At 54.5% G+C, this 21224-nt stretch carries 20 protein-coding genes, 1 tRNA gene and 1 pseudogene; 14 read left to right on the forward strand and 8 right to left on the reverse strand.

Annotation, left to right across the window (positions count from 1 at the left end):
• From ACLD4K_RS11205 to ACLD4K_RS11240, 8 genes are all read left to right on the forward strand, one after another.
• On the forward strand, positions 1 to 544 hold a 544-nt coding region (locus ACLD4K_RS11205), incomplete at its 5' end, for a phage tail sheath C-terminal domain-containing protein (RefSeq protein WP_411011870.1).
• Positions 545 to 559: 15 nt separating this feature from the next.
• Positions 560 to 1078, forward strand: a complete 519-nt coding sequence (locus ACLD4K_RS11210) for a phage major tail tube protein (protein ID WP_023171372.1) — start codon at positions 560 to 562, stop codon at positions 1076 to 1078.
• 62 nt (positions 1079 to 1140) lie between these two features.
• Positions 1141 to 1476: a phage tail assembly protein gene (locus tag ACLD4K_RS11215; protein ID WP_001029726.1), complete on the forward strand. Its 336-nt coding sequence runs from the start codon at positions 1141 to 1143 to the stop codon at positions 1474 to 1476.
• 14 nt (positions 1477 to 1490) lie between these two features.
• Positions 1491 to 1628, forward strand: a complete 138-nt coding sequence (locus tag ACLD4K_RS11220) for a GpE family phage tail protein (protein ID WP_322741397.1) — start codon at positions 1491 to 1493, stop codon at positions 1626 to 1628.
• On the forward strand, positions 1621 to 4065 hold the full coding sequence (locus tag ACLD4K_RS11225; RefSeq protein WP_411011871.1) for a phage tail tape measure protein: 2445 nt from the start codon (positions 1621 to 1623) through the stop codon (positions 4063 to 4065). The genes ACLD4K_RS11220 and ACLD4K_RS11225 overlap by 8 nt, the downstream gene beginning before the upstream one ends.
• A 14-nt stretch (positions 4066 to 4079) precedes the next feature.
• Positions 4080 to 4565 carry a phage tail protein gene (locus tag ACLD4K_RS11230; RefSeq protein ID WP_023135453.1) on the forward strand — a complete coding sequence of 162 codons (486 nt, stop codon included), beginning with the start codon at positions 4080 to 4082 and terminating at the stop codon, positions 4563 to 4565.
• Positions 4562 to 5731 (forward strand): phage late control D family protein, encoded by a 1170-nt coding sequence (locus tag ACLD4K_RS11235; RefSeq protein ID WP_023244904.1) that lies wholly within the window; start codon positions 4562 to 4564, stop codon positions 5729 to 5731. The genes ACLD4K_RS11230 and ACLD4K_RS11235 overlap by 4 nt, the downstream gene beginning before the upstream one ends.
• A 66-nt stretch (positions 5732 to 5797) precedes the next feature.
• Positions 5798 to 6016 (forward strand): DNA-binding transcriptional regulator, encoded by a 219-nt coding sequence (locus tag ACLD4K_RS11240; RefSeq protein ID WP_000468307.1) that lies wholly within the window; start codon positions 5798 to 5800, stop codon positions 6014 to 6016.
• Positions 6017 to 6173: 157 nt separating this feature from the next.
• On the opposite strand, the gene ACLD4K_RS11245 is transcribed toward ACLD4K_RS11240, so the two are convergent.
• Positions 6174 to 6249 (reverse strand) — tRNA-Ile (locus ACLD4K_RS11245).
• Between the two features lie 125 nt (positions 6250 to 6374).
• On the opposite strand from ACLD4K_RS11245, the gene mug reads away from it, so the two are divergent.
• A complete protein-coding gene (mug, locus tag ACLD4K_RS11250; protein WP_411011872.1) occupies positions 6375 to 6881 on the forward strand; it encodes a G/U mismatch-specific DNA glycosylase in 507 nt (168 codons plus the stop codon).
• Between the two features lie 121 nt (positions 6882 to 7002).
• Here the strand turns inward: mug and rpoD are convergent, their stop codons facing one another.
• From rpoD to rpsU, 3 genes are all read right to left on the reverse strand, one after another.
• Positions 7003 to 8985: an RNA polymerase sigma factor RpoD gene (rpoD, locus tag ACLD4K_RS11255; RefSeq protein WP_001120159.1), complete on the reverse strand. Its 1983-nt coding sequence runs from the start codon at positions 8983 to 8985 to the stop codon at positions 7003 to 7005.
• Between the two features lie 14 nt (positions 8986 to 8999).
• Entirely contained in the window at positions 9000 to 10745 is a 1746-nt protein-coding gene (gene dnaG / locus ACLD4K_RS11260) for a DNA primase (protein WP_079800476.1), read from the reverse strand.
• A 235-nt stretch (positions 10746 to 10980) separates the two neighbouring features.
• Positions 10981 to 11196 carry a 30S ribosomal protein S21 gene (gene rpsU / locus ACLD4K_RS11265; protein ID WP_001144069.1) on the reverse strand — a complete coding sequence of 72 codons (216 nt, stop codon included), beginning with the start codon at positions 11194 to 11196 and terminating at the stop codon, positions 10981 to 10983.
• A 227-nt stretch (positions 11197 to 11423) separates the two neighbouring features.
• On the opposite strand from rpsU, the gene tsaD reads away from it, so the two are divergent.
• The gene (tsaD, locus tag ACLD4K_RS11270) at positions 11424 to 12437 is read left to right on the forward strand and encodes a tRNA (adenosine(37)-N6)-threonylcarbamoyltransferase complex transferase subunit TsaD (protein ID WP_001264389.1); all 1014 of its coding nucleotides are present in this window, start codon (positions 11424 to 11426) and stop codon (positions 12435 to 12437) included.
• 123 nt (positions 12438 to 12560) lie between these two features.
• Here tsaD and ACLD4K_RS11275 read toward each other — a convergent pair.
• Both ACLD4K_RS11275 and plsY read right to left on the reverse strand, forming a co-directional pair.
• Positions 12561 to 12623: pseudogene (locus ACLD4K_RS11275) on the reverse strand (hypothetical protein); the annotation flags it as partial.
• 38 nt (positions 12624 to 12661) lie between these two features.
• A complete protein-coding gene (plsY, locus tag ACLD4K_RS11280) occupies positions 12662 to 13279 on the reverse strand; it encodes a glycerol-3-phosphate 1-O-acyltransferase PlsY (RefSeq protein WP_001272785.1) in 618 nt (205 codons plus the stop codon).
• Positions 13280 to 13385: 106 nt separating this feature from the next.
• Here plsY and folB point away from each other — a divergent pair, with 106 nt between their 5' ends.
• Positions 13386 to 13745: a bifunctional dihydroneopterin aldolase/7,8-dihydroneopterin epimerase gene (folB, locus tag ACLD4K_RS11285; protein WP_156010441.1), complete on the forward strand. Its 360-nt coding sequence runs from the start codon at positions 13386 to 13388 to the stop codon at positions 13743 to 13745.
• Between the two features lie 96 nt (positions 13746 to 13841).
• A complete protein-coding gene (gene bacA / locus ACLD4K_RS11290) occupies positions 13842 to 14663 on the forward strand; it encodes an undecaprenyl-diphosphate phosphatase (protein ID WP_183059479.1) in 822 nt (273 codons plus the stop codon).
• A gap of 104 nt (positions 14664 to 14767) precedes the next feature.
• Here bacA and ACLD4K_RS11295 read toward each other — a convergent pair whose 3' ends face one another.
• Both ACLD4K_RS11295 and ACLD4K_RS11300 read right to left on the reverse strand, forming a co-directional pair.
• Entirely contained in the window at positions 14768 to 16009 is a 1242-nt protein-coding gene (locus ACLD4K_RS11295; RefSeq protein ID WP_411011873.1) for a multifunctional CCA addition/repair protein, read from the reverse strand.
• A gap of 62 nt (positions 16010 to 16071) precedes the next feature.
• The gene (locus ACLD4K_RS11300) at positions 16072 to 16686 is read right to left on the reverse strand and encodes a TIGR04211 family SH3 domain-containing protein (RefSeq protein ID WP_001125344.1); all 615 of its coding nucleotides are present in this window, start codon (positions 16684 to 16686) and stop codon (positions 16072 to 16074) included.
• Positions 16687 to 16927: 241 nt separating this feature from the next.
• Between ACLD4K_RS11300 and ACLD4K_RS11305 the strand changes: the two genes are divergently transcribed.
• Positions 16928 to 18229 (forward strand): inorganic triphosphatase, encoded by a 1302-nt coding sequence (locus tag ACLD4K_RS11305; protein WP_411011874.1) that lies wholly within the window; start codon positions 16928 to 16930, stop codon positions 18227 to 18229.
• A 117-nt stretch (positions 18230 to 18346) separates the two neighbouring features.
• Positions 18347 to 21190 carry a bifunctional [glutamate--ammonia ligase]-adenylyl-L-tyrosine phosphorylase/[glutamate--ammonia-ligase] adenylyltransferase gene (gene glnE, locus ACLD4K_RS11310; protein ID WP_411011875.1) on the forward strand — a complete coding sequence of 948 codons (2844 nt, stop codon included), beginning with the start codon at positions 18347 to 18349 and terminating at the stop codon, positions 21188 to 21190.
• Positions 21191 to 21224 lie beyond the last annotated feature (34 nt).

The raw sequence follows: 21224 nt of genomic DNA on the forward strand, positions 1-21224 counted from the left end.
TGCTTACATCGACCAGACTGTCGGCTGGCACAAAACCCTGTCTAACGTTGGTGTACAGGGCGTTACCGGCATCAGCGCCTCAGTGTTCTGGGATTTGCAGGCATCCGGCACCGATGCTGACCTGCTCAACGAGGCCGGGGTTACAACGCTGGTACGCAAGGACGGTTTCCGCTTCTGGGGTAACCGCACCTGCTCGGATGACCCGCTTTTTCTGTTTGAGAACTACACCCGCACCGCGCAGGTACTGGCCGACACGATGGCGGAGGCGCACATGTGGGCGGTCGACAAGCCCATTACCGCCACGCTCATTCGTGACATTGTTGACGGCATTAACGCCAAATTCCGCGAGCTGAAATCAAACGGCTACATCGTGGAGGGTAAATGCTGGTTCGATGAGGAATCGAACGACAAGGAAACCATCAAGGCCGGGAAACTGTATATCGACTACGACTATACACCGGTTCCGCCACTGGAGAGCCTGACCCTGCGCCAGCGTATCACCGATAAATATCTGGTGAATCTGGCTGAATCGGTCAACAGCTAAGGAGCCTGAAATAACATGGCACTACCCCGTAAACTCAAATATCTGAATATGTTCAATGACGGCCTCAGCTACATGGGTGTTGTTGAATCCGTGACGCTGCCGAAACTGACCCGCAAGCTCGAAAACTATCGCGGCGGCGGTATGAATGGCGCGGCAGCGATTGACCTCGGCCTCGACGATGATGCGCTCACCGTCGAATGGTCTGTCGGTGGCCTGCCTGATGTGGCGCTGTGGGCGCAGTACGCCGCCCCGGGTACTGATGCTGTGCCGCTGCGTTTTGCCGGTTCTTACCAGCGCGACGACACCGGCGAAATCGTGGCGGTCGAGGTGGTCATGCGTGGCCGTCATAAAGAAATCGACGGCGGCGAGAATAAGCAGGGTGAAAACACCTCGACCAAACTGTCGACTGTCTGCACCTACTACCGCCTCACGATTGATGGCAGCGACGTCATCGAAATCGACACCGTCAACATGATTGAGAAGGTGAACGGCGTCGACCGTCTGGAGCAGCACCGCCGCGCAATCGGGCTGTAATTCCCTGACCGGTCAGCACTGCTGGCCGGTTATTAACCCCATTCAGAACAGAGAAAAACATCATGGCAAAAGCACCACGTAAAACCGCTGAATTTATTGATACGGCTGGCAATGAAATTGACACCGTGAACCCGAATGTCGTGACCCTGGACAAACCAATTAAGCGCGCCGGTCAGACGATTGATAAAGTCACCCTGATTGAGCCGAACGCCGGTACCCTGCGCGGCGTCAGTCTGGCAGCGGTGGCGCAGTCCGAAGTCGACGCCCTGATTAAGGTGCTGCCCCGCATGACCTACCCCGCGCTCACCGCGCAGGAGCTTACCGCGATGAACCTGCCCGATATGTTGTCGCTGGCCGCTAAGGTGATTGGTTTTTTGTCACCGGCTTCGGCGGAATAGACTTCCCGCCAGACCTGTCGACTGATGACCTGATGGCGGATATCGCAGTGATATTCCACTGGCCGCCATCAGAACTCTGTTCCCTGAGCCTGAGCGAGCTCATCACATGGCGCGAAAAGGCGCTGCAGCGTAGCGGAAACCACAATGAGTAATAACCTGAGGCTTGAGGTATTGCTGAAAGCGGTCGACCAGGCGACCCGACCGCTTAAATCCATCCAGACCGCGAGTAAAACCCTGTCGGGTGATATTCGCAACACACAAAAGGGTCTGCGCGACCTGAACGGTCAGGCGTCGAAAATCGACGGCTTTCGTAAGGCAAGCGCGCAACTGGCTGTGACTGGTCAGGCGCTTGACAAGGCAAAGCGCGAAGCCGGTGAGCTGGCTGTGCAGTTTAAAAACACCACCAGTCCGACCCGCGCGCAGGCGCAGGCGCTCGACGCGGCAAAGCGTGCCGCCTCTGAGCTGCAGACGAAATATAACAGCCTGAGAACATCGGTACAGCGCCAGCGCTCCGAGCTGATGCAGGCCGGTATCAATACCCGCACCCTGTCTGCTGATGAGCGTCGGCTCAAAACCTCCATCAGCGAAACGACGGCGCAGCTTAATCGCCAGCGTGAGGCACTGGCGCGCGTCAGTGCGCAGCAGGCGAAATTAAGCCGGGTGAAAGAACGATATAAATCAGGTAAAGAGCTTGCCGGTAACATGGCCGCAGCAGGCGCTGCCGGGGTCGGTATTGCGACGGCGGGAACGATGGCCGGGGTTAAATTACTGATGCCCGGTTATGACTTTGCACAGAAAAATTCCGAGCTGCAGGCTGTGCTCGGGGTTGATAAACAGTCGCCAGAAATGCAGGCGCTACGCAAACAGGCTCGCCAGCTCGGCGACAATACTGCAGCCTCTGCAGATGACGCAGCGAGCGCGCAAATCATCATTGCGAAAAGCGGCGGTGACGCTGCTGCCATTCAGGCGGCGACGCCAGTCACGCTGAATATGGCGCTGTCAAACCGGCGCTCAATGGAGGAAAACGCTGCGCTGCTGACCGGGATGAAATCAGCGTTTCAACTTTCAAACGACAAGATTGCTCACATTGGCGACGTTCTCTCGATGACGATGAACAAAACCGCCGCCGATTTTGACGGACTGAGCGACGCGCTGACCTATGCCGCGCCAGTGGCGAAAAATGCCGGGGTGAGCATCGAGCAAACCGCCGCAATGGTCGGTGCACTGCACGACGCCAAAATCACCGGGTCAATGGCGGGTACGGGTAGCCGCGCCATTCTCAGCCGCCTGCAGGCTCCCACCGGAAAAGCGTTTGAGGCCATTAAGGAGCTCGGCGTCAAAACGTCAGACAGCAAGGGGAACACGCGCCCGATATTCTCCATCCTGAAAGAAATGCAGCGCAGCTTTGAGAAAAACAACCTCGGGACAAGCCAGCGCGGCGAGTACATGAAAACCATTTTCGGCGAGGAGGCCAGCTCGGCGGCGGCGGTACTGATGGAAGCAGCCTCAAGCGGAAAACTTGACCGGCTCACTGCCGCGTTTAAAGCCTCGGACGGTAAAACCGAGGAACTGGTTAAGGTTATGCAGGATAACCTCGGCGGCGACTTTAAAGAGTTCCAGTCGGCTTATGAGGCCGTCGGTACCGACCTTTTTGACCAGCAAGAGGACTCGCTGCGTAAACTCACCAAAACCGCCACACAATACGTGTTAAAGCTCGACGACTGGATCAAGAAAAACAAAGGTCTGGCGACAACTATCGGCATTATTGCCGGGGGCGCACTTGCTCTGATTGGTATCATCGGCGGCATTGGTCTCGTTGCGTGGCCGGTTGTCATGGGGATTAACGCCATCATTGCCGCCGCTGGCGTGATGGGTACCGCCTTGACTGTTGCCGGTAGTGCCATTGTGACAGCTCTCGGTGCAATCACCTGGCCGATTGTGGCCGTCGGGACGGCGATTGTGGCCGGGGCGCTACTTATCCGTAAATATTGGGAGCCCATCAGCGCATTTTTCTCGGGGGGCATTGAGGGCATCATGAGTGCTTTTGCTCCGGTCGGGGAAATGTTTGCACCACTGGCACCCATTTTTGACGGACTCGGTGAGAAGCTGCGCGGAGTCTGGCAATGGTTTAAAGACCTGATTGCACCGGTCAAAGCTACGCAGGAGACGCTCGATAGCTGTAAAAATGCTGGCGTTATTTTCGGTCAGGCGTTGGCCTCAGCGCTGATGGCACCGCTGAACGTTTTCAACAAGCTACGCAGTGGTGTCGACTGGCTTCTCGAAAAGCTCGGCATCATCAACAAAGAATCGGACAGCCTCGACCAGACCGCGGCCAGAACCAACGCCGCCACGCAGGGGAATTCCTACATCCCGGCAACCAGCACATATGGCGGCTATCAGGCTTATCAACCCGTTACCGCACCGGCGGGGCGCTCTTACATTGACCAGAGCAAAAGCGAATACAACATCACTCTGCCGGGTGGTGTTGCGCCGGGGCATCAGCTTGACCGCCAGTTACGCGACACGCTCGAACAGATTGAACGTGATAAACGTGCGCGCCAGCGTGCAAGTATGACCCACGATTTCTGAGGAAGGATAAAACGATGATGCTTGCGCTGGGAATGTTTGTTTTTGAACTCCGTACTCTGCCTTATCAGTCAATGCAGCATTCGAAAGATTACCGCTGGGCGTCTAATGACCGGGTCGGTAAACCGCCTGCATATCAGTTTCTCGGCGAGGGGGAAACCGCAATACAGCTTGCCGGTACGCTTTACCCTGCCATTACCGGCGGTCATATATCCCTGCTGGCTGTGGAACTGATGGCCGATGAAGGCAGGGCGTGGCCGCTGATTGAGGGTACCGGCAAAATCCTCGGGATGTATATCATCGATAAGGTGTCGACCACGCACGCCGAGTTTTTCAGCGATGGTGCGGCGAGAAAGATTGATTTCACGCTTTCGCTAAAACGGGTCGATGAATCACTGACGGCAATGTTTGGCGACCTGAATAAACAGGCGAGCGAGCTTCTCGGCTCTGCCGGTAATCTGACCGATAAGTTGCAGGGGGCGCCCGGAGGGCTGACCACATGATTACGGGAATGACTATTGACGCCGGTGCCAGTCTTGCACCGGCATTTATGCTAACGCTGAACAGCCAGGACATTACCAGCAATTTTAGTGACCGGCTGATTTCTCTCACCATGACCGACAACCGGGGTTTTGAGGCTGACCAGCTCGACATTGAGCTCGACGATACCGACGGAAAAGTCGAGTTACCCCTGCGCGGGGCGGTGCTGACGCTGTGGCTTGGCTGGCAGGGTTCGGCGCTATTGAATAAAGGTGATTTTACGGTCGATGAGATTGAGCACCGGGGCGCGCCTGATACCCTGACCATCCGGGCTCGTAGTGCAGACTTTCGCGGCACGCTCAATTCACGACGTGAAGAATCATGGCACGATACCACCATCGGTGAGCTGGTAAGCACCATTGCAAAGCGTAACAAACTGACGGCCAGCGTCGCGGATTCGCTGAAACAAATCCCGGTACCGCATATCGACCAGTCGCAGGAATCCGACGCGGTATTTCTAACCCGGCTGGCTGACCGAAACGGAGCGACTGTATCGGTTAAAGCGGGAAAGCTCCTGTTTCTGAAAGCCGGTAGTGCGCTGACGGCCAGCGGTAAGCCCATTCCACAAATGACGCTGACCCGCAGTGACGGCGACCGTCATCAGTTTGCCATTGCCGACCGCGGAGCTTATACCGGTGTAACAGCTAAATGGTTGCACACCAAAGACCCGAAGCCGCAAAAACAGAAAGTGACGCTGAAACGCCAGCCAAAAGAGAAGCACCTTCGCGCACTGGAACACCCGAAAGCAAAGCCGGTCAGCAAAAAGACGAAGTCCAGAAAAGAGCCGGAGGCTCGCGAGGGTGAGTATATGGCCGGTGAGGCCGATAACGTACTGGCGCTGACGACGGTCTACGCTTCTAAGGCGCAGGCGATGCGCGCCGCTCAGGCTAAGTGGGATAAGCTGCAGCGAGGCGTTGCGGAGTTTTCAATTACGCTGGCGCTTGGTAGGGCTGATTTATTCCCTGAGACACCGGTGCGCGTGTCAGGCTTTAAGCGCGTCATAGACGAGCAATCGTGGTTAATCAGTAAGGTGACTCACAATATGAATAATAGTGGCTTCACGACGGGCTTAGAGCTTGAGGTTAAACTCTCTGATGTGGAGTACAGTGCAGAATCGGATGATGAATAAAATGTATTCACAAAAAGTGAATTAGTGATTATTATTGGTTCACGAATTGAGAATAAGAGGTGGGTTATGTTTCATTGTCCGAAGTGCCATCATGCCGCACATGCGCGAACAAGCCGCTATCTAACCGAAAATACGAAAGAGCGCTACCACCAGTGCCAGAATATCAACTGCAGTTGTACGTTTATGACAATGGAAACGATAGAACGCTTTATTGTTACTCCGGGATCCATCGACCCGGCACCGCCGCACCCGACTGTTGGTGGTCAGCGACCATTGTGGCTCTGATAAATTTTCGCTAAATGCCCGCCGCGTGCGGGTTTTTTTATGCCCTCAGTAAAGTGGCGGTAAAAAATCCACCGCCATTTTATCGCCACTCGAAAATGAGGTAACAAAAAAGCCACTCTTTAGAGTGGCTTAATTATATGATTTTAAAGCTAAAATTTGGTGGCCCCTGCTGGACTTGAACCAGCGACCAAGCGATTATGAGTCGCCTGCTCTAACCACTGAGCTAAGGGGCCGTGGCGGTGGATTATAATGTAACTTTACGCTGTAATCCAGCCGTAACCGCGCGGGTGCTGTTTTTATAAACAATGTGTTTTCAACCCGTTATACTTAAAGAACGTTGTATTGCTCAGGAGTAATAATGGTTAAGGACATACTGGCGCCAGGGCTACGGGTGGTTTTTTGCGGCATCAATCCGGGACTCTCCTCGGCGAATACTGGCTTTCCGTTTGCGCATCCCGCGAATCGTTTTTGGAAAGTTATTCATTTGGGCGGTTTCACCGATCGACAGTTGAAACCGGAAGAGGCGGAAAAATTACTGGATTTTCGCTGCGGGGTAACGAAACTCGTCGACCGACCGACGGTACAAGCGACTGAGGTGAAGTTGCATGAATTACGTAGCGGCGGACGCAACCTGATTGAAAAGATAGAGGACTACCAGCCCGCGGCGCTGGCGGTGCTTGGTAAACAGGCTTTTGAACAGGGATTCAGCCAGCGCGGTATCGCCTGGGGTAAACAAAAGATCGCCATTGGCGCGACGATGGTGTGGGTGTTGCCGAATCCCAGCGGCTTAAACCGAATTAAAACGGAAAAACTGGTCGAGGCCTATCGCGAACTGGATCAAGCGCTCATTATGCGTGGGCTATAGCAATGGGGAATGAGGGCGCGAATACTCGCGCTGTGTAGAAATTCTGCAGGCCAAATAGGGCACTCGCGCATGACCTGATAAAAAAACGCCGCCTTGCGGCGGCGTATACGTGTACGGCGAATTAATCGTCGAGGAAGCTGCGCAGCACTTCAGAACGGCTCGGGTGGCGCAGTTTACGCAGCGCCTTCGCTTCGATCTGACGGATACGTTCGCGGGTAACGTCGAACTGTTTACCCACTTCTTCCAGCGTGTGGTCGGTGTTCATATCGATACCGAAACGCATACGCAGCACTTTAGCTTCACGAGCGGTCAGGCCAGCCAAAACGTCGTGAGTGGCGGCGCGCAGGCTCTCGGTAGTGGCAGAGTCCAGCGGCAGCTCGAGGGTGGTATCCTCGATGAAATCACCCAGATGCGAATCTTCATCGTCGCCGATCGGCGTTTCCATGGAGATAGGCTCTTTGGCAATTTTCAGCACCTTACGAATTTTATCTTCCGGCATCAGCATGCGCTCGGCCAGCTCTTCCGGCGTTGGCTCGCGGCCCATCTCTTGCAGCATCTGGCGGGAGATACGGTTGAGTTTGTTGATGGTCTCAATCATATGCACCGGAATGCGGATAGTGCGCGCCTGGTCTGCGATAGAACGGGTAATCGCCTGACGAATCCACCAGGTAGCGTAGGTGGAGAACTTGTAGCCGCGACGGTATTCAAACTTATCGACGGCTTTCATCAGGCCGATGTTGCCTTCCTGAATCAGATCAAGGAATTGCAAGCCACGGTTGGTGTATTTCTTAGCGATAGAAATAACCAGACGCAAGTTCGCTTCAACCATCTCTTTCTTCGCACGGCGGGCTTTCGCTTCCCCGATGGACATGCGACGGTTGATGTCTTTCACCTGTTCGATGGTCAGACCGGTTTCTTCTTCAATCTGCCGCAGTTTTTGCAGGCAGCGTTGCACTTCTTCCGCGACATCGTGCAGTTTTTCCGACCACGGTTTGTTCATCGCGATAGCGGCATTGAACCAGGTTTCGCTGGTTTCGTTACCGGTAAACAGCGTGATAAAGTTCTTCTTCGGCATTTTGCACTGCTCGACGCAGAGCTTCATGATCAGACGTTCCTGGGTACGCACGCGATCCATCATCACGCGCATACTGTTGACCAGATAGTCGAATTGCTTCGGTACCAGACGGAACTGTTTGAACACTTCAGACAGCTTCAGAATCTCTTCCTGCGCGGCGGCATGGCTGCGGCCTTTCGCTTTGATGGTGTCGCGCGTAACGACGTATTGCGCGCGCAGTTCAGCGAATTTTTCGCGTGCCAGTTCAGGGTCAATGCTGTTGTCGTCATCGGCGGCGTCATCGTCGCCGTCTTCTTCATCTTCGTCTTCGTCATCATCCAGGTCTTCCTGGGAGAGTTCAGAACCGACGTGAGTTGCGGTCGGCGCCATCTCTTCTTCCGCGTTCGGATCGACAAAGCCGGTGATAAGATCGGACAAACGAGCCTCTTCAGCCTCAACGCGATCGTACTGTTCCAGCAGATAGGTAATGGCTTCCGGGTATTCGGCAACGGAGCATTGAACCTGGTTGATCCCGTCTTCGATACGTTTAGCGATGTCGATTTCGCCTTCCCGGGTCAACAGTTCAACAGTGCCCATTTCACGCATATACATGCGTACCGGGTCAGTCGTACGACCGATTTCAGACTCAACACTGGACAGAACTTGTGCAGCAGCTTCTTCCGCATCTTCATCGGTGCTGGTGGTATTTTCAGCCAGCAGCAGATCATCGGCATCAGGCGCTTCTTCCATTACCTGAATACCCATGTCGTTGATCATTTGGATGATATCTTCAATTTGATCTGAATCGACGATATCTTCCGGCAGATGGTCATTGACCTCAGCATAGGTCAGATAGCCTTGCTCCTTACCACGGGTGACAAGAAGTTTCAGCTGTGACTGCGGGTTTTGCTCCATAAGACGGTATCCACACTTATTCGTTTGATTGGTGTCGACGGTATAGCTGTCGACATTTAAAGCGAGGGCATACTTATATTTTGGCCGCTGCCTCTCACTGCGGCTGTCGGGGGCTTCCCGATCGATATGCGGCATTTAAGCCGTTAAATTCATTTTCTGGCCAGCTCCTGGTTTAACGTCCAGAGCTCTCGGCGTTCTTCGCGGCTTAAACCGTGAGTGCGATCGCGAGCGATCAGCTCTTCTTGTCGCAGTTGCAGCAGCGAATCAAACATATGGTTGAGTGAGTCGGTAAAGGTCTTTTCGGCAATCGCCTTATCTGCTATATCGTCCCACATCGATAATTTTTCAAGGGTCGCAGCATCATTTGTGCCACGGTAGAGTTCCAGAAGTTGTCCGGTAGTAAGACCTGGCTGAGCCAAACAAGTTTTGACCAATTCTTTAAATAAGCCAAGTCCAGGCAGCTTATTCTGATCCAGCGCGTCTAATGGCGGCACTAACGGCGCGAGATCCGGGTTTTGCACCAGTAATCCTATCAGTATACGCATGGTCGTGCGTTTTAGCTGCGGAGCCGGGCGGGAAACGCCGCTTTCCGCCTGTTTTGGCACTAAACGATCAAGCTGACTATCATCGAAAATGCCTAACTTCAGCCCCAACGTCTGGCGCAACTGAATACGGTGTGCGTCGCCAGGCACCTGATTAATGAGCGGCAGCGCCAGTGCGGCTAACTGCGTGCTGCCATCCGGCGAGCTTAAATCCACCTGCGGCAGGAGGCTATTAAACAGAAACGTAGAGAGCGGCTGCGCCTGCTCCATCCGCGCTTCAAAAGCCGCCTTGCCTTCTTTACGCACCAGCGTATCCGGGTCTTCGCCGTCAGGTAAAAACATAAAGCGTACCTGCCGACCGTCGGTCATATAAGGCATTGCTGTTTCCAGCGCTCTCCAGGCGGCATCACGGCCAGCCCGGTCGCCGTCGTAACAGCAAATTACGTTGTTCGTTGCCCGGAATAACATATGCATATGGTCTGCCGTGGTTGAGGTACCTAGCGAAGCGACCGCATAGTTAATGTCGTATTGCGCTAGTGCGACGACATCCATATAACCTTCGACCACAAGCAAGCGTTGCGGTTCAGCACTATATTGCTGAGCCTCATAAAGACCATATAGCTGGCGGCCTTTATGGAAAATGTCCGTTTCCGGAGAGTTAAGGTATTTCGGCGTGTCGTTCCCCAGAACTCGGCCGCCAAAACCAATCACCCTGCCGCGTTTGTCCCGAATAGGGAACATGACCCGATTACGGAAACGATCGTAAGTGCTGCCCTGCTCGTTATTGACCAGCATCCCGGCATCCAGCAACAATGCCTTGTTATCGCTGTTATTACCGAAGCGCTTTAACGCGTTATCCCAACCTGGCGGCGCGAAGCCAATGGCGAAACGCTGAATAATTTCAGCGCTCAGACCGCGCTTTTGCAGATAGTCACGCGCAGGTTTTGCCGCAGGATGGGTAAGCGACTGCTGATAAAAGTCATTCAGACCATTCATCAACTGATAGAGGTTTTGCCGTTGATGGCGCTCTATCTGGCTAAGCCCGGTGCCTGCTTCATAGGGAATTTCCAGGTTATGCATGGCCGCTAATTCTTCGACGGTTTCGACAAATTCTAGCTTGTCGTAATTCATCAAAAAGTCGATCGCATTGCCATGCGCGCCGCATCCAAAGCAGTGATAAAACTGTTTTTCACCGTTTACGGTGAAAGACGGGGTTTTCTCATTATGGAATGGACAACACGCGTGATAGTTCTTGCCCTGTTTCTTGAGTTTTACGCGCACGTCGATCAGATCGACGATATCGGTTCTCGCCAGCAGGTCATTAATGAATACGCGTGGGATTCGTCCAGCCATATGCCCCTTTTATACACGTCATTCTTCAGGCTGCCGCAGTGTTGACTACGTTCGCTCACCCCTGTCGCTGACTTGCGTAAGCGCCGGGGATTTACTCTCTTGCCGCCTGGACGCAGCATGAATGATTTTGTGTATATGCTAATGCATAAACGAAAACAAGCCGCGCATTCCTTTCGGAAGCACGGCCTTACAACTACAACTCGATCTGAATTGAGAGCAGCCCGCTCTCAAAAGATTAGTACAGACGAGTACGGCGTGCGTTTTCGCGAGCCAGTTTCTTCGCGTGACGTTTCACTGCAGAAGCTTTAGCGCGCTTACGTTCGGTCGTCGGTTTTTCATAGAACTCACGACGACGAACTTCCGCCAGAACACCTGCTTTTTCGCAGGAACGCTTGAAGCGACGCAGAGCTACGTCGAACGGCTCGTTTTCACGTACTTTAATTACCGGCATGTGCCTCTCACCTTTGATTAATTCGGTTTGCCGCTGGCATCAACGCCAGCTTATTTCAAAATGGTGCGGAATTTTACTGCAATTGCTGCTGCTTTGTAAAGCACCGCGGCCTTTTTTGAAAGGGACTTTTATAAGGTGAGGGAGTATACACGAAGTCGGGACTGAGGGTATACATCCACCCGCATTCGACCTACACTGCGCGGTATTAGAGCGAGGTAAAACAAGTCATGCGTGTACTGGGTATTGAAACATCCTGCGATGAAACCGGCATCGCTATTTACGACGACAAAAAAGGTCTGTTAGCCAACCAATTGTATAGTCAGGTGAAATTACATGCTGACTACGGCGGCGTAGTGCCTGAACTGGCTTCCCGCGATCATGTGCGTAAAACCGTGCCGCTGATTCAGGCGGCATTAAAAGAAGCCGGTCTGACGGCGAGCGATATCGACGCGGTGGCCTATACCGCAGGCCCGGGCCTGGTCGGCGCGCTGCTGGTCGGCGCAACCGTCGGGCGTTCGCTGGCATTTGCCTGGAATGTGCCGGCCATTCCTGTACACCATATGGAAGGTCATCTGCTGGCGCCGATGTTGGAAGATAACCCTCCGGATTTCCCGTTTGTGGCGCTACTGGTCTCCGGCGGACATACGCAGCTCATTAGCGTGACCGGAATCGGTCAGTACGAACTGCTGGGAGAGTCGATTGACGATGCCGCCGGTGAAGCGTTTGATAAAACCGCCAAATTGTTGGGGCTGGATTATCCTGGCGGCCCGATGCTGTCGAAAATGGCGTCGCAGGGGACGGCGGGACGTTTTGTCTTTCCGCGCCCGATGACCGATCGCCCGGGGCTGGATTTTAGTTTTTCCGGTCTGAAAACCTTTGCCGCTAACACCATTCGTAGTAATGGCGACGACGAACAAACTCGCGCTGATATCGCGCGCGCTTTTGAAGATGCGGTCGTGGATACGCTGATGATCAAGTGCAAGCGCGCGCTGGAAAGCACCGGTTTTAAGCGTCTGGTCATGGCGGGCGGCGTTAGCGCTAACCGCACGCTGCGCGCGAAGCTTGCCGAAATGATGCAAAAACGCCGCGGCGAAGTGTTCTATGCGCGTCCGGAGTTTTGTACTGACAACGGGGCGATGATCGCCTATGCCGGAATGGTGCGGTTTAAGGCGGGCGTTACGGCGGATCTTGGCGTAACGGTACGTCCGCGCTGGCCGCTGGCCGAGCTGCCGGCGGCGTAAAAGCGGAAAAAGGGGGGCGACATCATGCCGCCCCAACGGGTTTACAGCAAAACGACGGGCATCCACAACAGCCCGGTGACGATCAGCAGCACCAGGAAGATCAGGCCGAAAATCGCGCCTAACCACGCCAATGGTGGAAGGGTGACGCGCGGCGGATTCGATATGTACGCCTATCACCGAGCTATTTATCCGGCGATGCGCAGGCACGGCATAGCGCAAAAAAACTACTCCGAATCTTTCTGGCGTTTCTTTTTCAGCTTCGTCCAGATTTTCGTCTCCTGGCGACGCCACAGACGCTGGATGTTGTCATGATGGCGCAGCAAAATGAGACATGACAGCATCGACACCGGGAAGGTGAACTGCGGTTTAAACCACCAGACGTAAAACGGCGCAATCAAGGCGCTGACAATCGCCCCTAACGATGAATAACCGCTTAACAGGACCGTCAGCAGCCAGGTGCCAGCCATGACACCGGTTAAATCCCAGCCGATGGGCGCAATGGCGCCAAACGCGGTTGCTACGCCTTTCCCGCCTTTAAAGCCAAAAAAGACCGGCCAGATATGTCCCAGACAGGCGGCGATAGCGATAAGCCCCAGCCAGAAAGGGGTAACGCCTAACGCATACGCGCCCCAGACGGGCAACATGCCTTTAAGGATGTCAAAAATAAGTACCGCGACAGCCGCTCCCTTGCCACCGATTCGTAATACGTTCGTCGCGCCCGGGTTGCCGGAGCCGCTTTCACGCGGATCGGGCAGCCCGGCGATGCGGCAAACCAGAATGGCACTGGAAATTGAGCCGCAGAGGTACGCGAAGAGGATCATTCCAGGCGCGATTGCACTCATAAGCTGTTCCGTATTGAAAGTGTCGTTTTATTTACTATTTCTGTGGATAATACGCACATTTCGCCGGAAGTGGTATCCGGGTTAGCCAAAAAGCAGGCAGGTCGTGATGGATATTGTATTTATAGAGCAACTTTCGGTAATCACCACTATCGGTGTTTACGACTGGGAACAGACTATCGAGCAAAAACTGGTGTTCGATATCGAAATGGCATGGGATAACCGCAAGTCGGCGAAAAGCGATGATGTCGCAGATTGTCTAAGCTATGCGGATATTGCCGATACGGTGATTTGCCATGTTGAGGGCGGGCGTTTTGCGCTGGTCGAACGCGTGGCGGAAGAGGTGGCGGATTTGCTGCTTAGCCGATTTAATTCTCCGTGGGTTCGCATCAAACTGAGCAAGCCTGGCGCCGTTGCGCGCGCGGCGAACGTAGGGGTAATTATTGAGCGTGGCAATAATCTGAAATAAAAGTAAATAATTTTATATTTTTTAAACCAAACGGTTATATATGGGTCTTAACGCGAGATCCATTTTTGCAGTGTTTTTCATTTTAGGGGTTTATTGATGAGCGATATGCACTCGCTGCTGATAGCGGCAATTTTGGGTGTGGTCGAAGGATTGACGGAGTTTTTGCCGGTATCCAGCACGGGCCATATGATTATTGTGGGTCATCTGCTGGGGTTTGAAGGCGATACGGCCAAGACATTCGAAGTGGTGATTCAACTTGGATCTATTCTGGCGGTCGTGGTGATGTTCTGGCGGCGGTTGTTTGGCCTCATCGGTATTCACTTTGGCCGCCCGCTACAGCGTGAAGGTGAAAGTAAAGGTCGATTAACGTTGATTCACATCCTGCTGGGCATGATTCCGGCGGTGGTGCTGGGGTTAGTCTTTCATGACATGATCAAGTCGCTATTTAACCCGATTAACGTGATGTACGCGCTGGTGGTAGGCGGTCTGTTGCTGATTGCCGCCGAGTGCCTGAAGCCGAAAGAACCGCGCGCGCCGGGGCTGGATGATATGACGTATCGTCAGGCGTTTATGATTGGCTGTTTCCAGTGTCTGGCGCTGTGGCCGGGCTTCTCACGTTCCGGAGCGACCATTTCCGGTGGGATGCTGATGGGCGTCAGCCGTTACGCTGCCTCTGAGTTCTCGTTCTTACTGGCTGTGCCGATGATGATGGGCGCAACGGTTTTGGATCTCTACAAAAGTTGGTCATTCCTGACCGCAGCGGATATTCCGATGTTCGCGGTGGGCTTTGTGACGGCGTTTGTGGTGGCGCTGATCGCCATCAAGACCTTCCTGCAACTGATTAAGCGTATCTCGTTTATTCCGTTTGCGATTTACCGCTTTGTGGTGGCGGCTGCCGTTTACGTTGTCTTCTTCTGATGATTGACCGTGCCGGATGGCGGCGTACCGCCTTGTCCGGCCTAACTGTTTTGTCGGTCTGATAAGCGCAGCGCCATCAGGCAATTTAGTGTGCCGGATGGCGTTTAGCTGGCGGGTTTCGGGCAGCGCTTCTCTTTCCAGTTGGCGACCGCTGCAATTCGTCGCTTCGTCAGCTCCTCGCGAATCTCAATGCCCTTAAATCCGGCCTCCACCACCTCTTTCGTTGGTACCGCCTGCGCCACCTGCCAGGCTTCGCGCAGCCAGCGCCCCTGCGGGTAATCCGACGCTTCAAAGCCGGTACGTCCACGGACATCGGCCTCGCTGGTCAGCGCAATCTGCTCGACGCGCTGCGGTTTACGCCATGCATCAATGGCGTCAAACAGCTTAACGACCGTTTTCGGCTGGAGTATCGGAAAGGTGTGGATCAGATCATGGTACTCGGCGACCAGTTTAGCTAAATCACGCAGGTCATTGGGGACGCGCAAACGCTGGCATAACTGTTCGACCAGTTTCACGCCCGCCGGGCCGTGGCCATGATGGCGCGGCCAGAGGTTTTTCGGCGTTAAGCCTTTGCCCACATCATGACAAAGCGTGGCGAAACGAACATCAAGCTGCGGACTGAGCATGGCGGCCATCGACAGCGTCATCAACGTATGAACTCCGGTATCAATTTCCGGATGCCACTTTGCCGGCGCGGGCACGCCAAACAGGGCGTCGATTTCCGGAAACAGGACGCGCAGAGCGCCGCAGTCGCGCAATACCTGGAAGTAAACCTGCGGATTGCGGGTGGTAAGCGCATTTTCCGTCTCTTTCCATACCCGTTCCGGCGTCAGATGTTCCAGCTCGCCTGCCGCGGTCATGTCGCGCATTAGCGCCAGTGTTTCATCGGCGATACGGAAACTAAGGTGGGCGTAACGGGCGGCAAAACGCGCCACGCGCAATACGCGCAAGGGGTCTTCGCCAAACGCGGGAGAGACATGGCGCAGTAGACGCGCCTCCAGATCCCGGTGCCCGTGGTAAGGGTCGATAATCTGGCCGTCATCGTCGCGCGCCAGAGCATTAATGGTCAGATCGCGACGCTGGAGATCGGCTTCCAGGGTAACGTCCGGCGCGGCATAGCAGGTGAAGCCCGTGTAGCCGGAGCCGGATTTACGCTCAGTACGCGCCAGCGCGTATTCTTCGTGAGTTTGCGGATGGAGAAACACAGGAAAATCACGGCCTACCTGCTGGTAGCCCGCATCAAGCATCTCCTGCGGCGTGGCGCCGACAACGACCCAATCTTTATCTTTAACCGGTAGCCCTAACAACGCATCCCGAACCGCACCACCGACCAGATAAATCTTCACGCCACTTTCCTTTTAAAAACGATCATCCTCTAATGATAAGACAGTGCCGCAGAGAAGGCGATTTAGTTCATCCAGCGGTCTTTGCGTTTACGGCTTGGGATCATATGCGGCAGCACCAGCCCTAACAGCAAGCCAATACCCAATACGCCGCCGCCATACATAAACCACTGCATAATAATGGTGCGCTGTTTGTCATCCAGTTGCAGATTCGCGGCGCTAACTTTTTTCTGCGCGACAATCAGCTCGTTTTTCAGCTTCTGGTTCTCTTCTTTTAGCCCGTTGATGACGCTGTCGCTTTGCGCCACTTTCTGCTGCATATCGGCGGTGCGCTGATTCCACGTGGTATCAATATTGTTGAGTTTATCGGTCAACGTTTTGACCTGATTTTCCAGATCCGGCACGCGGGTACGCAGGCTTGGCGTGGTATTCAGTTCTTTTAACGGTATCCAGGCAGTACGACCAGAACTGTCTTTGATTTGACCATAGTTGGCATCGCTCTGTAAGAGCGTGACTTCCTCGCCGGCGTTGACGGTACCCACAAGGCGATAATTATCTCCCGGACCGCTGCGGACCCAGGTATTCAGTTCATCAGAAACGTAACGCGTCTCTTCAGCATGAGAGACGGCGGTGGCGCTAAGCGCAAGTAAAGTTAGTCCAATCAGGCGTAATTTTGGCATCAGGCTGTCGTTATTGTCAGAGAAAGTGGAACGATAGTAACGGCATCAGTGTCGCTACGCAAAGTAGTCGACATCAATCGGAATCATCTGTGTCGCCTTTGCCGCTACGTCAAACTTTTACGCCCGTCAAATTGCTCGTTGCATGGCAATTTGGCGCAAAATACTATCTACTGACAAAAATAATGCGGGTAAGTTCGCCAAGAATCTTCCCAGATGTGACATAACCCATAAGTACAAGGCCATGGCTCAGGAAATCGAATTAAAGTTTATCGTCAATCACGACGCTGTAGATGCGCTGCGAAATCATCTTCATACGCTCGGCGGCGAGCATCATGCACCCAGCCAGTTGCTGAATATCTACTTCGAAACGCCTGATAACTGGCTACGCCGCCATGATATGGGGCTGCGTATTCGTGGTGAAAATGGGCGCTATGAAATGACCATGAAAATTGCCGGCCGGGTAACGGGCGGGCTGCACCAGCGACCCGAATACAATGTCGCGCTAAGCGAACCCGTGCTGGATCTGACGCAACTTCCGGCGGAGGTCTGGCCGGATGGCAACCTGCCCGCCGGCCTGGCATCAAGCGTACAGCCGCTGTTCAGTACCAATTTTTACCGGGAAAAATGGTGTCTGGACGTTGACGGCAGCAGGATTGAAATTGCGCTCGATCTCGGCGACGTAAAAGCGGGCGAGTTTGCCGAACCGATTTGTGAGCTGGAGCTTGAGTTGCTTCGCGGCGATACGCGCGCCGTGTTAAAACTGGCGAAGCAACTGCTGTCGCAAACCGGTTTGCGTCAGGGCAGTCTGAGTAAGGCGGCGCGAGGTTATCACCTGGCGCAGGGGAATGCGCCGCGAGAGAATACACCAACGGCAATTCTGCGGACTGCCGCGAAAGCCACGGTAGAGCAAGGGCTGGAGGCCTCGCTGGATCTGGCGTTGTCACAGTGGCAGTACCATGAAGAGCTCTGGCTGCGCGGCGACGAGTCGGCGAAAGAACACGTGCTGGATGCTATGGGGTTGGTGCGCCATGCTTTAATGCTCTTTGGTGGCATTGTTCCGCGTAAAGCGAGCGCTCACTTACGTGATCTACTTACCCAGGCGGAAGCGACGATGACATCCGCGGTGTCCGCCGTCACAGCCGTTTATAGTACGCAAACGGCGATGGCGAAACTGGCATTGACGGAATGGCTGGTGACGAAAGCCTGGCAGCCATTTCTGGACGCGAAGGCGCAGGCCAAAATGGCCGATTCTTTTAAGCGTTTCGCCGACATTCATCTTTCTCGTCATGCTGCTGAATTAAAAAAAGTTTTTGGACAACCGCTGGGTGATAAATATCGCGACCAGTTGCCGCGTTTGACTCGCGATATTGACAGCGTTTTACTGCTGGCCGGGTATTATGATGCGATGATCGCGCAGGCATGGCTGGAGAACTGGCAGGGATTGCGTCACGCCATTATTACCGGGCAACGTATTGAAATTGAACATTTCCGTAATGAGGCCATTAACCAGCAGCCATTCTGGTTGCACAGCGGAAAACGATAATCAGAACCGTAGAAAGCGCCTGATGACGCTGCGCTTATCAGGCTTACGGTATGCGGACTTGTAGGCCGGATCAGGCGAAACGCCGCCATCCGGCATTATTTAAAGGATATCCCCTAAATGACGCCGCTCTCTTCACCCTTATCGCAGTACTGGCAGACCGTTGTTGAGCGCCTGCCAGAAGGATTTACTGAGACATCGCTTAGCGCGCAGGCGAAGTCAGTACTTACATTTAGCGATTTTGCGCTGGATAGCGTGATAGCGCATCCGGAGTGGCTTGCCGAACTGGAATCCGCATCGCCGCAGGCTGATGAATGGCGACATTATGCTGGCTGGTTACGGGAGGCGTTGGCAGGTGTCTGTGACGACGCCTCGCTGATGCGTGAACTGAGGCTTTTTCGTCGTCGCATCATGGTACGCATCGCCTGGGCGCAGACGCTGTCGCTGGTGGACGATGAGACTATTTTACAACAGTTGAGCCATCTGGCGGAGACGCTCATCGTGGGGGCGCGCGACTGGCTGTATGCCGCCTGTTGCCGCGAATGGGGAACCCCCTGTAACCCGCAGGGCGTTCCGCAGCCGCTGCTGATTTTAGGCATGGGCAAGCTGGGCGGCGGCGAACTGAATTTTTCGTCTGATATCGATCTGATTTTCGCCTGGCCGGAACATGGCGAGACCCGGGGCGGACGCCGTGAACTCGATAACGCCCAGTTTTTTACGCGTCTCGGGCAGCGGCTGATCAAAGCGCTCGATCAGCCCACAATGGATGGCTTTGTCTATCGGGTGGACATGCGCCTGCGACCGTTTGGCGACAGCGGCCCGCTGGTACTGAGTTTTGCCGCGCTGGAGGATTACTATCAGGAACAAGGACGCGACTGGGAACGCTACGCCATGGTGAAAGCGCGGCTAATGGGCGATAACGACGACGCCTGGTCTCGTGAGTTACGCGCCATGCTGCGGCCTTTCGTTTTCCGCCGCTATATCGATTTCAGCGTCATCCAGTCGCTACGCAATATGAAAGGGATGATCGCCCGCGAAGTGCGACGCCGCGGTTTGAAAGACAACATTAAACTTGGCGCGGGCGGTATTCGTGAAATTGAGTTTATCGTGCAGGTATTCCAGCTCATCCGGGGCGGACGCGAGCCGTCGCTACAGTCGCGTTCGTTACTGCCGACGCTGGATGCTATCGCTGCGCTGCATTTGCTGCCTGAGAATGACGTGGCGCAACTGCGCGTGGCCTATCTTTTTCTACGTCGTCTGGAGAATCTGCTGCAAAGCATCAATGACGAACAGACGCAAACACTGCCTGCCGACGATCTGAATCGGGCGCGGCTGGCCTGGGGGATGAAGGCGGAGAACTGGCCGCAGCTTGTTGGCAAACTGACGGATCATATGGCTAATGTACGCCGCGTATTCAACGAATTAATTGGCGATGATGAAGCCGATACCCCGCAGGAGGAAGAACGTTCAGAGCCGTGGCGTGAAGTATGGCAGGATGCGCTACAGGAGGATGATTCGACGCCAGTGCTGGCGCATTTAGCCGATGAGGATCGGCGACAGGTTCTGACCCTCATCGCTGACTTCCGTAAGGAACTGGATAAACGCCCTATCGGCCCGCGCGGGCGGCAAGTGCTGGACCAACTGATGCCGCACCTGCTTGCTGACGTCTGTTCCCGCGAAGACGCCGCTGTTACGCTATCGCGGATAACGCCGTTGCTGGCGGGGATTGTCACTCGCACCACCTATCTGGAGCTGCTGAGCGAATTTCCTGGCGCGCTGAAACACCTGATTATGCTCTGCGCCGCTTCGCCAATGATAGCGAGCCAACTGGCGCGTTATCCGTTGTTGCTTGATGAACTGCTCGACCCCGGCACGCTTTATCAGCCGACGGCTACCGATGCTTACCGCGACGAATTACGCCAATATTTGCTGCGCGTGCCGGAAGAAGACGAAGAACAACAACTGGAGGCATTACGCCAGTTTAAACAGGCACAGCTTTTGCGGATTGCGGCGGCGGATATTGCCGGTACGCTGCCGGTGATGAAAGTGAGTGATCACCTCACATGGCTGGCGGAGGCGATGATTGATGCTGTGGTGCAGCAGGCGTGGACGCAAATGGTTGCGCGTTATGGTCAGCCAGCGCATCTGGACGAGCGCCAGGGGCGGGGGTTTGCGGTTGTCGGTTATGGCAAGTTGGGCGGATGGGAGCTGGGCTACAGTTCCGATCTGGATCTCATCTTCCTGCATGACTGTCCGATGGACGTCATGACCAACGGCGAACGCGAAATCGACGGGCGGCAGTTTTATCTGCGCCTGGCGCAGCGCATTATGCATCTGTTCAGTACGCGCACCTCCTCTGGCATATTGTATGAGGTGGATGCGCGTCTACGCCCCTCTGGCGCGGCGGGAATGCTGGTGACTTCAGCGGACGCGTTTGCCGATTATCAGCAGCATGAAGCCTGGACCTGGGAACATCAGGCGTTGGTACGCGCTCGCGTGGTATATGGCGACCCGCAGCTTACCTCACAGTTTGATACGGTGCGCCGCACTATCATGACGACGGCGCGCGACGGCAAGACATTGCAGACTGAAGTGCGTGAAATGCGCGAGAAAATGCGGGCGCATCTCGGCAATAAGCATCGTGATCGTTTTGATATTAAAGCTGATGAAGGCGGTATTACGGATATTGAGTTTATCGCGCAATATCTGGTACTGCGCTACGCTCATGAAAAACCTAAATTAACGCGCTGGTCTGATAACGTGCGCATCCTGGAGCTTCTGGCGCAAAACGGCATTATGGATGAACACGAAGCGCAGGCGCTGACGGTAGCCTACACCACACTGCGTGATGAACTGCACCACCTGGCGTTGCAGGAGCTTCCCGGTCATGTGGCGCAGACGTGTTTTAGCAAAGAGCGCGCGCTGGTGCAGGCAAGCTGGCGGAAGTGGCTGGTAGCCGTTTGAATTATGCTATTATCGCGCGCAAATTTTGAATCTC

The organism is Salmonella sp. 741265055_HSA (genome assembly GCF_046569525.1).
Taxonomy (GTDB): Bacteria; Pseudomonadota; Gammaproteobacteria; order Enterobacterales; family Enterobacteriaceae; genus Salmonella; species Salmonella enterica.

Bases quoted from the DNA above. Each gene is read 5' to 3' on its own strand.
- ACLD4K_RS11240 (WP_000468307.1), top strand. From the start codon at position 5,798: ATGTTTCATTGTCCGAAGTGCCATCATGCCGCACATGCGCGAACAAGC.
- folB (WP_156010441.1), top strand. From the start codon at position 13,386: ATGGATATTGTATTTATAGAGCAACTTTCGGTAATCACCACTATCGGT.
- ACLD4K_RS11300 (WP_001125344.1), bottom strand. From the start codon at position 16,686: ATGCCAAAATTACGCCTGATTGGACTAACTTTACTTGCGCTTAGCGCC.
- mug (WP_411011872.1), top strand. From the start codon at position 6,375: ATGGTTAAGGACATACTGGCGCCAGGGCTACGGGTGGTTTTTTGCGGC.
- ACLD4K_RS11235 (WP_023244904.1), top strand. From the start codon at position 4,562: ATGATTACGGGAATGACTATTGACGCCGGTGCCAGTCTTGCACCGGCA.
- ACLD4K_RS11215 (WP_001029726.1), top strand. From the start codon at position 1,141: ATGGCAAAAGCACCACGTAAAACCGCTGAATTTATTGATACGGCTGGC.
- ACLD4K_RS11305 (WP_411011874.1), top strand. From the start codon at position 16,928: ATGGCTCAGGAAATCGAATTAAAGTTTATCGTCAATCACGACGCTGTA.
- ACLD4K_RS11225 (WP_411011871.1), top strand. From the start codon at position 1,621: ATGAGTAATAACCTGAGGCTTGAGGTATTGCTGAAAGCGGTCGACCAG.
- ACLD4K_RS11210 (WP_023171372.1), top strand. From the start codon at position 560: ATGGCACTACCCCGTAAACTCAAATATCTGAATATGTTCAATGACGGC.
- plsY (WP_001272785.1), bottom strand. From the start codon at position 13,279: ATGAGTGCAATCGCGCCTGGAATGATCCTCTTCGCGTACCTCTGCGGC.
- rpoD (WP_001120159.1), bottom strand. From the start codon at position 8,985: ATGCCGCATATCGATCGGGAAGCCCCCGACAGCCGCAGTGAGAGGCAG.
- dnaG (WP_079800476.1), bottom strand. From the start codon at position 10,745: ATGGCTGGACGAATCCCACGCGTATTCATTAATGACCTGCTGGCGAGA.
- glnE (WP_411011875.1), top strand. From the start codon at position 18,347: ATGACGCCGCTCTCTTCACCCTTATCGCAGTACTGGCAGACCGTTGTT.
- bacA (WP_183059479.1), top strand. From the start codon at position 13,842: ATGAGCGATATGCACTCGCTGCTGATAGCGGCAATTTTGGGTGTGGTC.
- ACLD4K_RS11230 (WP_023135453.1), top strand. From the start codon at position 4,080: ATGATGCTTGCGCTGGGAATGTTTGTTTTTGAACTCCGTACTCTGCCT.
- rpsU (WP_001144069.1), bottom strand. From the start codon at position 11,196: ATGCCGGTAATTAAAGTACGTGAAAACGAGCCGTTCGACGTAGCTCTG.
- tsaD (WP_001264389.1), top strand. From the start codon at position 11,424: ATGCGTGTACTGGGTATTGAAACATCCTGCGATGAAACCGGCATCGCT.